The organism is Chryseolinea sp. T2, from assembly GCF_037203685.1.
Lineage (GTDB): Bacteria > Bacteroidota > Bacteroidia > Cytophagales > Cyclobacteriaceae > Chryseolinea.
Window position 1 is genome coordinate 712,155 of record NZ_JBBCAU010000003.1, and the last position, 11,868, is coordinate 724,022.

The window sequence follows — 11,868 nt, forward strand, 5'->3', positions numbered from 1 at the left end:
CCAATTGGCGATTTAGCCTATGCCCCAAAATTGGTATACTTGCGACTGTGCCCAAGCGAAAAAAAGTTCTATTCATAACACCTTATCCGGAAGGTGAAGCACCTTCTCCGAGGTTTCGCTTTGAGCAGTATTTCAAGGTTCTTCAATCGAATCAGATTGATTATGTCGTCCAATCATTTCTCACTCTTTCCAACTGGCGCATCTTTTACCAGCCCGGAAATGCTCTGAAAAAAGCCATGGCCTTGCTCCAGGGATATTGCCGTCGAGTGGTAGGTTTAATCGCCGTGCTACAGGCTGACTTCGTATTTATCCATCGCGAAGCTTCACCCGTCGGACCCCCAATCTTTGAATGGGTTATTGCAAAGCTTTTAAAAAAAAGGGTTATATATGATTTCGACGATGCCTTGTGGCTTTCAGATCGAAAAGATGAATCCCTAATCATACGAGTATCAAAATGGCGTGGAAAAATCTCCTCAATCTGCAAGTGGTCATTCCGCATTAGCTGTGGCAATGCCTATTTGTGCGACTTCGCCCGACAATTCAACCAAGCCGTTACGCTTAATCCGACCACTATTGATACTAACCGTCACCATCATTTGTTGAACTCTGGAAAAGGAAATTCCAGGGAAATTATCATTGGATGGACTGGCTCGCATTCTACGCTGAAATACTTCGAACAACTTGAGCCCGTGCTCAGGAAGATTGAAATCAGATTTCCTATGGTTAGTTTCCTCATCATTGCCAACAAACCTCCAAACACTGCATTAAAGCGATTGACCTACATTCCATGGAGCGAACGGACAGAAATTGAAGACCTGTCAAGAATTGACATTGGTGTCATGCCTCTTCCAGACGACGAATGGTCCAAAGGAAAATGTGGTTTCAAGATCCTCCAATATATGGCGCTCGGCATACCGAGCGTAAGTTCTTCGGTTGGAGTGAACAGCAGTATTGTTCAGAACGGAGATAACGGATTCATGGCTAATTCTGAACAGGATTGGATTGAACTTCTCGGAAAGCTTATCGCCGACTCAAAATTGCGGCAGGAGATTGGCGTAAAAGGCAGGGAAACTGTGGTTAGCCGCTATTCAGTAAGTTCCAATACTCCGACGTTTCTTTCTCTGTTTGAATAGTCGGTGATTAGTATCAGAGATAAGGCGAAGAACGGTAACAGCGGAATTTTATACCGAACCAAAGTGCCGAAATTGTAGGTCGACACTCCCACGGCAAAGGCAAAGGTTAATGAAAAGATAAGGGAAAAGAAAATCGGTGGTTGTAGAAAGACTCTAAAAATGCGAAGGTTGTAGCGAAACAGAATGCGTAAAGTCGCCACCAGAAAAACCACGCTTTCCAGACTGGATAACAACATCAAGGGGTTGTTTACTTCCCACAAGTAGGGGCGAAACAAGGATACATTAATTGCCTGCGGCGCAAGGGCAATCATGGAACCAAAGGTGCCATCAAGCTCACCAAGGGTATAACCAGATCCTGCGTCCTTTCCCGACAAATATCTGATATCATAAGCGGTAACCTGTGCGGTTTTAGCAATAGAATTAATGGAATATTTCGCATTATCTTCACTGGCCTTGATCATGGCGAAATAGGCGATGACGGTTGCTATTGTAATTACGGATGGGAACAACATGATTCTCAATACAAGTGACTTCAAAGAATCAAGGTTTTCCAGGAACACCCACACAATTATTGCGGGCAGATAAACAAGCAGGATGTAGATTTTGATTTTAAATAAACCGAGTAAGGCAACGAGTAGCAAAACAAAAAGGTCAAAACGGAATTTACGCTGAATAAAAATCCTGTGTATTGTAAATGTTGCAATTCCAAGACAACCTAAGGTGAGTGTATCTTTCAGAAGTCCTGAGCCCCAAAAGAATACTGAAGGAATGAAGAAGATTGCTGTTGCCAACAGCCGATGGAGGTCGGGATAACCGTGGTAAAACGTCAAAAAAAGCATCCACACTCCGATGAAACAGAATACTGCAAACAAAACGGCAGTTGCTGAGTAGGCGGAGAATGTAAATAAATCGAAAAATCCAGCAACTCTCACTACTGCATATGAGCTCGGATCATAGAAGAATAGGATTCGTGTGCTATAATTATAAATGCCCGTCGCATCAGTGTTGTCACCAAAAACGAGCTTAAACCACTTGGCTGGGGAATCAAAAAATGCTTCCCATATAATTCTACTGCCCCAGGTATGGTAGTTATAGGTATCTCCACCCCCATAATAGAACTGGTAAATCATCCCCACTGCCAACGCTCCAATAATCTTCACGGTCAACGCTGGAAAAAAGTAGACACGATTTATCGAGTCCGTAACCAAAGGCCTTACCAAATATGCCACTGCATATATGATAATAATCCAAACTGGTGTTACTACTAAATCGCGTGCGTCCACTCTTCAAAGTTAATCATTCCCCCGCTCCATCCTCTTCAACCTCCTCTTCGCATCCTTCCACGCCTCGTCCTTTCTATCCGCCTTCTTGGTCACTGCCTTAAACCACTTCTTCGCCTCGGCGCTGTTGCCTTCCCGCTCCGCGATCTCTCCCAGCGCTATCATCGAAAACAAATAATAACCCGAATCCCCTGCATCAACAGCTTCTGCGTACTTCATGCCCGCCTGGTAGTAGGTCTTCGCTTCGGGATACTTTCTTCGCGCTTCATAGATCTGCCCCAGGAAAAATGCGGCGTACCTTCCACTCGTCGCTTCGTAACCCACCTGCCCGCTGTCTATGCGGTTGATGATCGCCCGACATACTGGCTCTGCTTCCGTGAACTTCCCCTGATAATAAAGCATACGGGCATAGTACCGATGAAAGTAAGGATTATCAGGATACGTCTGATGCAGGTATTCACTCAGCTGAAACGCCCTGGGCTGGTCGTTTTCATAGCTGTTAAGAATGCGCATCAACCACACCATTGCTTCCGTGCGGGTATAAAAAGCGTTATACGAAACCTCCTTCAACTGCTGAAGTCCCAATGCCTTGTCTCCTTTTCTGAAGAACCATAAGAACGGCTTCAGTGCTGGATAATTCTCAGGTACCCAAACTGAAAAGTAGTTGTACAGGGCATCACCGAACAGCAACTCGGGACTTAACCCCTCCTTTGACTTGCTCGCCTCCAGATAGTTGATGGCGCTCTTTCCCACCGCCGCAGACTTCACCCATGCTTTGCGTTCTTCATCGGCATAAAGCCTGCCCTTAAATCCATAGGCCGCGGCGAGAAAGAAAGCTGCTTCGGTCTTGTAAGCCGGAAAATCATCGTACAGCCGCTCACCCACCCTTATTGTAGAGTCCATATAGGCGAGAAAAGTATCGTCATGCGAGGTGTCTTTTGTGTTCGGCATGATCTTCCACCATTCGATAAGTCCCATAAGAAAATATGGAAGGGGATGCCAGCCGTATTCGGCACGCAGGTAACGGAACTGGTATTCTGCCTGGGGGAATTTGAAGTTGTAGAGGTCGTTGAGGGCCTGCTGGCATTCGAGCTGGATGCGCAAATCCGACAGCAGGATAATGGTTGTATCTTTTTTGAAAGTCTGTTGTGCCTTAACAAACGTTGGCGCGACTAATAGCACCAGCGCAGCAGCTACCGGGATGAGTATACGTGATCGATGCAATGAACACGATCTAAGTAACGAAACCAAACGTCGGGGGGTGCTACAGGTATTGAAAATTTGACCAACACGGTCTGCCCTCTTTTGGAATAAATGCCGAAGCGTCATAAACTTGCCACAATGCGCTGCTCTCAACTCGCTTTTATAGGTCATGGAACACGAAACTAAGTCATTCTTCGGAGCCGACAAAAGGTTACTCTTTGTGTTGCTGTGCCTTATCACGCTGTTATTGCTTTATGTTAAGATCACCCTGATCGAAAATGAAACCGCGGCCTTTGAATTCCTTCAGGATCGGCCCGAAGGTGCTATCCTTCGGATACTGAACGCGGTCAAGTTCTTCTCCATCCCGTTCGTTTACCTGTGGAAATTCACGGTGATCGCCTTCGTGATCTGGGTCGGGTGCTTCATGTTTGGCTACCGTGTCACCTACACGCAGTGCTGGGGCGTCGTGATTGGAGCCGAATACATCTTCCTCATCCCGGAGGTTCTCAAGATCATTTGGTTCATGACGGTACAAACAGATCCGACGTTGGGTGATATCAGCGCTTTTTATCCGCTGTCGCTGATGCACTTCTTCGACTATGAAGCCATTGATAAGCGATATGCATATCCTCTCCGGGCCCTGAACCTCTTTGAAATCGTTTATTGGTATGCGCTTGTCGAGGGAATTAATCACTTTGCGCGAAAGGATAAACGGTATGTCTGGACGATCGTCCTTTGCTCTTACGTGCTCCTGTTTTTTCTGTGGCTCGGTTTCTATATGATTGTGTATAAGTAGCACGCGAAGGTGCCTGCAAACCCGATATATCTTCGATGCATCGCCTTTATATAGCCTATGCATCGTCTTTGTAATGTCTTTTCGAGCCTTTGTGAGCCTTTGTTGGCCTTTATGCCATCGCTGATTACCAGAAGCTCCTCACCTCTTTGACAACTCTCAACACCTGCTGATCCGTCATCCCAACCCACAATGGCAAACTAAGCACTTGTTCTGAAAGACGTTCAGCAATTGGAAAGGCCCCCCGCTTATATCCGAGATACGAATATGCTTTCTGAAGGTGAGGTGGCACCGGATAATGGACCATGGCTTGAATACCCTTGCCAGCCAGATACTGTTGCAATTCATTACGCCGCGCAGTTTGGACCACGTATAAGTGATAAACGTGTTTGCCTCCCGGCGTAACCCCGGGTAGAATAAGATCTCCACAACCGCTTAAGTGGGTGTCGTACATTCTGGCAATGATCCTTCTTTGTTCATTCCATTTATTCAATCGAGCCAGCTTCACCGACAGCACAGCAGCCTGAATTTCATCGAGCCTGGAGTTCATACCAATAAAATCACAGATGTCTTTCGAGCTGTATCCATAATTTCTTGCTCTTCGGATACGGTCTTTAACGATCTCACCGTTGGTAGTGACTGCCCCTCCATCGCCGAGAGCTCCGAGGTTTTTGGTAGGATAAAAACTTGTAGCGTTTGCCTCGCCAAAGGAACCGGTTGTCTGTTCATGATCGGATCCTGCAATCCTGAACGTCGCCCCATGGGCCTGGGCATTGTCTTCGATAACCTTCAGATCGTGCTTTCGCGCCAGCTCCATTATTGACCCCATGTCACATGGATTCCCATATAAATGAACGGGCATTATGGCCTTTGTACGAGGAGTGATGCGCTCCTCTATCCGTCGCGGATCGATGTTAAGAGTAGCGGCATCCGGTTCAACAGGCACGGGCAGGCAACCTGCATTTGAGATCGCGAGAAAAGTCGCGGTGCATGTGTTGGCCGGAACCAGGATCTCATCGATTAGACGTTCGTTGGAATGATGAACACCTTCTCGATGCGGAGACAATAGCTCAGCACCAGGGCCCTGCACATTAGTATCCGAGTCCTGCTTCCCCAGACCCAATCCCTTCATTGCCAGCACCAATGCATCGTGGCCATTACCCGTTCCGACACAATGCTTCACCCCAGTGAAGCGGGCGAACTCCGACTCGAACGTCTGCAGCCGTTTGCCCAGCACAAACCAGTCGTCTTTTACAACGGACAACAACGCGTCAATGACAGACGCATCATGCTGAGGCGCTAGCCTGTTAAATGGGATCTGCTCCAAAGGGCGACAACTTGTGAAATCTAAAGTACAATTTCCTTATTTTCGGGCCTTATTTTGATTTACACTAGATGAACTTTCAGAAAATCAACAACATAGCCGGTTGGTCCGTGTTCTTCGTGGCCCTGGTCACGTACTGGCTTACGATGGAAGAAACGGCGAGCTATTGGGACTGCGGCGAATTCATCGCGGTATCATACAAGCTGGAAGTACCTCACCCCCCGGGTGCACCCTTGTTCCTGCTGATCGGACGGATGTTCTCATTCCTCGCCTTTGGTGACGTCACCAAAGTGGCGTATTGGATCAACTTCAGCAGCGTGCTGGCCAGTGCCTTTTGCGTGCTGTTCCTGTTTTGGTCGATAGTTCTCTTTGGCAGAAAGCTCCTGAAGGCCGAAAAAGAGGAAGACCTCACGCCGGAAAAGATGTGGGTACTGGTTGGTGCCGGCATTGTTGGATCACTTTGCTATACATTTTCTGAATCAGCATGGTTCTCTGCCGTTGAAGCGGAAGTTTACGCGATGTCGTCGTTCTTTACTGCATTCGTCGTGTGGGGAATTCTCAAGTGGGAGGTAATTGAAGACGAGTCGAAAGCGAACCGCTGGCTGCTCCTCATCTTTTACATGATGGGCCTTTCAATCGGCGTTCACTTGCTGAACCTCGTAACGATACCAGCTCTTTCACTCATCTACTATTTCAAAAAGTACAAGCCTACAACGTGGGGTGTCATCGCGACTATGGCGATCAGTCTTTTCATCATCTGGCTGATTAACGACCTCATCATCCCTGGACTGCCTACCTATTCAAGCTACTTCGAGATCTTCTTCGTCAATAGCCTGGGTCTCCCATTTGGATCCGGAGTGATCTTCTTCGCTCTCGTACTGCTCGGTGCTCTCGTGTATGGAATTATGCATTCCCAAAAGAACCAGAAGGTGGTTCTGAACACGTTCCTCACGGCGGTAGCCTTCATTCTGATCGGTTACTCATCTTATGCTTTGGTGGTGATCCGCTCCGGCGACAATCCTCCGATCGATGAAAACGATCCTTCGGATGTCATGAGTTTCGTAAGCTACCTGAAGCGCGAACAGTACGGAAGCCGGCCTTTGCTTTACGGACCCTACTTTACCTCGTCGCCGGTTGACATGAAAGAAGGAGCTCCGATCTACAAGAAGGGAAAAGACAAGTACGAAGTGAAGGATCACAAATTCGAATACGTGTATCCTCCGAATGAGCAAACCTTCCTTCCAAGGGTTTGGAGCTCTGAGCATGCAGCGTCCTATCGTGAAAACCTTGGATTAGCAGAAGGCCAAAAACCCAGCTGGGGTCAGAACATTGGATTCATGCTTCAGCATCAGATCGGCTGGATGTATGTGCGTTATTTCTTTTTCAACTTCGCAGGACGCGAAAGCGACATTCAAAATGCCGACTGGCTTGCCCCTACGGGTTGGTTCGAAGACCTTCCCGAATTGCTGGCGAACAATCGCGGTCGTAATAACTTCTTCATGATTCCCTTTGTGCTTGGGTTGATTGGCATGTTCTTTCAATCGTCGAACAACACGAAAAACTTTGTTGTGGTGTTGCTCCTCTTTGTTCTTACTGGTGTGGCGCTGGTAGTCTATCTGAACTCGCCTCCAACAGAGCCTCGTGAACGGGATTACATTTATGCCGGCTCCTACTATGCTTATTGCCTCTGGATAGGATTCGCGATTATAGCGATGGCACAGACTTTCGTTCGCTTCACAAAAAATCTTAAGACTGCGGCGATCATCGCGACAGCAATTGGTATGTCGGCGCCGATTCTCATGGCTGCTCAGGGCTGGGATGATCACAACCGTTCTAATCGCTACTTCTCCGTCGACTCTGCAGTTAATTACCTGCAATCATGTGCTAAGGATGCTATTCTTTTCACAGGCGGCGATAACGATACATTCCCTCTCTGGTATGCACAAGAGGTTGAAGGCGTTCGCACAGACATGCGCGTCGTGGTGCTCAGCTACTACAACACCGACTGGTACATCGAGCAAACAATGCGTCAGGCATACACATCGAAAGCATTCCCCTATACGCTGACCTCCGACAACTATGTTCAGAATGGCTTGAATGACTATCTGCCATATGCTGATGCTGGCATCAAGTCGATGGACTTAACAAAATTCCTTGAACTTCTGAGAGACAATAACAAGGGACTTCTGCATCCTAACTATGGTGGTACACGCAACATGCTTCCTACAAAGGAAATTGTGTTGAAGGTTGACGTTGAGAAGGTGAAATCTTTGGGCATTGTTCCTGAAGGCATGGATAGTCTGATCGTGCCGGAGATGCGTCTCCGTGTTCGCAGCAGCGGCCTGGAGAAGAAAGACCTTGCCATGCTCGACGTACTGGCTACTTCGAACTGGGAACGTCCGCTGTACGTGAATAATACTTCACTTGCTCAATTCAACGTAGACCTGAGCCGCTACGTGGTACAGGAAGGCAATGCTTATCGCATTCTGCCAATCTATAATCCACGTCCGTTTACGCAGCTTGAACTTGTTAACACCAAGGTGAGCTATGAAAACATGCTGAAGAAATTCCAGTTCAGAAACGTTGACAACCCAAAGGTTTACTACAACCAGGATTACAGGAATTTTATACTCAACCATCGCAGCAGCTTCAATGCGCTTGCACAGTTCCTCATCCTGGAAGGTGATACTGCCAAAGCCCGTGAGGTGTTACTTTACTCCATGGCAAAGATGCCGGATGCATCTGTACCATATGATTATACTAACGCGCAGACCGTCGAGATGCTGCTTGAGGTTGGCGAGAAGGAGAAAGCAATGGAGATTGCCAACACGATGGCCCGTCGTTCAGACGAGCTTGCTTCATACTATATCCGCAAGCGCGATCTTGGACGTGAGCTGCAGGTGAACGTCGTAATCCTCGGCGAACTGCAACGCGTACTTCACCAGTATGGCGAGTCAGAATTGGCAGCTAAGATTGAAGCGAATTATGAAAAGCATGCGGCCGTTCTCCAGGGAGGAAGGGGAGACGGAGCGTACTAACATACAATTGATAATTGACAATTGATAATTGACAATTGATAATTTTTGGAGGGGGCTAGCAGCCCCCTTTTTTTTCTTACTTCGCTTCGGCACACATCTGGGAGTCGCCGTTCGTTACCGCGCCACTGTAGATGATGAAGCACGCAGGTCCCGACTCCGCATGCAGCTTCTTCGGTAGTTTCACAAACATGCCTGAAAGATCCACTGAGAAACGTTATAGTCTCCAACTTGAAGTATCAAAGGCACCAATGAGCATCGCGGCCACCTGCGCTTACCAATGAGCTTAGCCAATCAAAAAGGGATTCCAACCAAGCATACATTCGTCAGGTAAGAACAACCAAAAGCCCCGACAGGGGCTCAATAATTATCAATTGTCAATTGTCAATTGTCAATTGGATTTTATCTTTGCCCGCTTATTAAAATCACCCATTGTATGGTCGTTCTGAAATTTGGAGGAACCTCCGTCGGTAAACCCGAGCGGATGAAAAAGATTGCCGAACTTGTGTTAGGTACACCCGGCAAAAAGATTGTAATACTCTCAGCTCTGTCGGGCACAACCAACACGTTGGTCGCCATTGGTGATCATTTGCTCGTTGGTCAACATGCCAAAGCAGAAGAAGAAATCGCCAGGCTGGAGAAACACTACGAGGCCTTCATTAAAGAACTCTACACCAGTGAATCATTCCAGGCAATCGGTCAGGAGATCGTTAGCCGGTTCTTCATATTGATCAGGCTACTGGCTGCAGGTCAGTTTGACAACAAGAGCTATCGCGAACTCCTTGCACAGGGCGAGCTTATCTCAACAGAGCTATTCTATCAGCATTTGCTCGAGCGTAAGATCAGTGCGCGTTTGCTGCCTGCACTTTACTTCATGTCGATCGATGAGAACGATGAGCCGGAGCTCGATAAAATATCAGAGCGTCTTAAGCCGTTGCTGACATCACTTCAGCACGTGGATATCATCATTTCTCAGGGTTACATCTGTCGCAATCACCGTAACGAAATCGACAACCTGAAACGTGGCGGAAGCGACTATACTGCGTCGCTCATCGGTGCGGCTATACGTGCTGAAGAAGTGCAAATCTGGACGGACATCGATGGCATGCACAACAATGATCCGCGCATCGTTAAGAAGACTGTTCCCATTTCAGAGCTCACCTTCGATGAGGCGTCAGAACTTGCCTATTTCGGAGCGAAGATTCTTCACCCTTCTACCATTGTACCTGCCCAGAAGTATAACATTCCTGTTCGCCTCAAGAACACGATGGATGAAAAAGCTCCAGGCACAATCATCACCAGCAAGGGCTCTGAGGGCAGCTTTAAAGCTATTGCCGCCAAGGATGGCATCACGGCAATCAATATCCGGTCATCACGCATGCTGATGGCATATGGATTTCTCCGTCGAGTTTTCGAAGTATTCGAGAATCACAAGACGCCGATCGACATGGTTACTACTGCTGAAGTTGCAGTGTCTCTCACGATCGACAACAACAGCCGTCTTGCAGATATTGAAACCGACCTGAAAAAGTTCGGAATCATCAGTGTCGATAAAGACCAGACGATCATCTGCATCGTAGGCCAAAAGATAACTGAGCAAAAGGCTATGCTGAAAAAAGTATTCGATTCACTGGGAGAAATTCCTATTCGCATGGTATCCTGCGGAGGCAGCGCGAATAACGTTTCTATTCTGGTAGACAAGTCATACAAAGACAAAGCCCTCAATGCGCTCAACGAAGGTCTCTTTGACCTCAGATAACAGCGGCTAACAGATATACATTCAGAGTCGGTCAGCGGTTCTGGATTATGGGGAACCAACGGGGAATGGCATACATTCCCCGTTTGCATTTTGCTCCTTGCCTTCCCGATCTCAATTCTATATTCTTGTAAGGCAGCGATTCGATTTGACCGGATTTCTATACATTTTTACTCATGCGTGCAACCAGGCTATTCGACGACTTCTTTGAAAATGAACGGTCAGCTGGTCTGGTACTCATAGGCTGTACGTTGGCCTCGTTGATCCTGGCTAATTCCCCGCTGCAGCATGCGTACTCTTCCATTTGGAATTATGAGATCGGGGGCCACCACTTCTCACACTGGATCAACGATGGCCTGATGACCATCTTCTTTCTCCTCGTAGGACTTGAGCTGGAACGCGAAATCTACGTTGGGGAATTGTCAACGTTAAACAAGGCAATGTTACCTGTAGTTGCAGCCTGTGGCGGAATGATTGTTCCCGCGGCATTGCATCTTGCATTTAACTATGGAACACCAACACAAAGTGGCGCCGGCATTCCCATGGCAACGGACATCGCGTTTGCTTTAGCAGGCCTGTCACTGGTTGGAAAACGTGTGCCCCTTTCACTTAAAGTTTTTCTCACAGCGCTTGCTGTCATAGACGATCTGGGTGCCATTCTTGTCATCGCCTTGTTCTATACCGATTCTCTTCAGTGGACTAACCTTATCATTTCCCTTTCAACGTTCGGTGTATTGCTTGTCTTTAACCGGATGAAGGTGCGTAGCATGATTCCGTATCTTATTGGTGGTGTAATCATGTGGTGGTTCATGCTTCACTCGGGAGTTCATGCCACCATCTCCGGAGTATTGCTGGCGTTTGCCATGCCCTTTCAGAACGGTGATCCGAAATCCACATCATACATTCTGCAAAGATTTTTACATCGCCCTGTTCCCTTTTTGATCCTTCCATTGTTTGCCCTCGCGAACACGAGTGTTGCGCTTCCAGATGGTTGGGTCAGCCGATTAGCGGATCCCAACAGCATTGGAATCTTTGTGGGCCTTGTCATTGGAAAACCATTAGGCATTTCTCTCTTCTCCTATGTTTCGACTGCATTAAAATTCACTCGTCTCCCATCGGACATCAATTGGAAGCACATTGTTGGCGCCGGCATGCTGGGCGGCATTGGATTCACGATGTCGATCTTTATTACCTTACTGGCATTCAGTGACCAGTCAGTAATCGATCAATCGAAGATTGTTATTGCCCTCTCATCCACTATTGCGGGAATTGCCGGATACCTATATCTAAGTACGGTTGTGAAGCCATCCGTCGAGCAGGCAAGAGTGGACAATTAGCTGGCTG

8 protein-coding genes are annotated in these 11,868 nt (G+C 47.5%); 5 read left to right on the forward strand and 3 right to left on the reverse strand.

The features are described 5' to 3' along the window. Positions 1-47: 47 nt before the first annotated feature. Complete coding sequence (locus WBG78_RS12855) at positions 48-1,133, forward strand: glycosyltransferase (protein WP_337326828.1); 1,086 nt, start codon at positions 48-50, stop codon at positions 1,131-1,133. Here WBG78_RS12855 and WBG78_RS12860 read toward each other — a convergent pair. Both WBG78_RS12860 and WBG78_RS12865 read right to left on the reverse strand, forming a co-directional pair. Then, positions 1,085-2,293, reverse strand: coding sequence for a hypothetical protein (locus WBG78_RS12860; RefSeq protein WP_337326829.1), 1,209 nt, complete (start codon positions 2,291-2,293; stop codon positions 1,085-1,087). The two genes, WBG78_RS12855 and WBG78_RS12860, sit on opposite strands and share 49 nt — an antisense overlap. Before the next feature lie 132 nt (positions 2,294-2,425). After that, the gene (locus tag WBG78_RS12865; RefSeq protein WP_337326830.1) at positions 2,426-3,637 is read right to left on the reverse strand and encodes a tetratricopeptide repeat protein; all 1,212 of its coding nucleotides are present in this window, start codon (positions 3,635-3,637) and stop codon (positions 2,426-2,428) included. Between the two features lie 148 nt (positions 3,638-3,785). On the opposite strand from WBG78_RS12865, the gene WBG78_RS12870 reads away from it, so the two are divergent. Further along, positions 3,786-4,412: a hypothetical protein gene (locus WBG78_RS12870; RefSeq protein ID WP_337326831.1), complete on the forward strand. Its 627-nt coding sequence runs from the start codon at positions 3,786-3,788 to the stop codon at positions 4,410-4,412. 124 nt (positions 4,413-4,536) lie between these two features. On the opposite strand, the gene WBG78_RS12875 is transcribed toward WBG78_RS12870, so the two are convergent. Then, positions 4,537-5,736 carry a DegT/DnrJ/EryC1/StrS family aminotransferase gene (locus WBG78_RS12875; protein ID WP_337326832.1) on the reverse strand — a complete coding sequence of 400 codons (1,200 nt, stop codon included), beginning with the start codon at positions 5,734-5,736 and terminating at the stop codon, positions 4,537-4,539. A 68-nt stretch (positions 5,737-5,804) separates the two neighbouring features. On the opposite strand from WBG78_RS12875, the gene WBG78_RS12880 reads away from it, so the two are divergent. From WBG78_RS12880 to nhaA, 3 genes are all read left to right on the forward strand, one after another. After that, the gene (locus tag WBG78_RS12880) at positions 5,805-8,771 is read left to right on the forward strand and encodes a glycosyltransferase family 117 protein (protein ID WP_337326833.1); all 2,967 of its coding nucleotides are present in this window, start codon (positions 5,805-5,807) and stop codon (positions 8,769-8,771) included. A gap of 433 nt (positions 8,772-9,204) precedes the next feature. Continuing rightward, the gene (locus WBG78_RS12885; protein ID WP_337326834.1) at positions 9,205-10,527 is read left to right on the forward strand and encodes an aspartate kinase; all 1,323 of its coding nucleotides are present in this window, start codon (positions 9,205-9,207) and stop codon (positions 10,525-10,527) included. Positions 10,528-10,700: 173 nt separating this feature from the next. Then, positions 10,701-11,861, forward strand: a complete 1,161-nt coding sequence (gene nhaA, locus WBG78_RS12890) for a Na+/H+ antiporter NhaA (RefSeq protein ID WP_337326835.1) — start codon at positions 10,701-10,703, stop codon at positions 11,859-11,861. Positions 11,862-11,868: the final 7 nt, after the last annotated feature.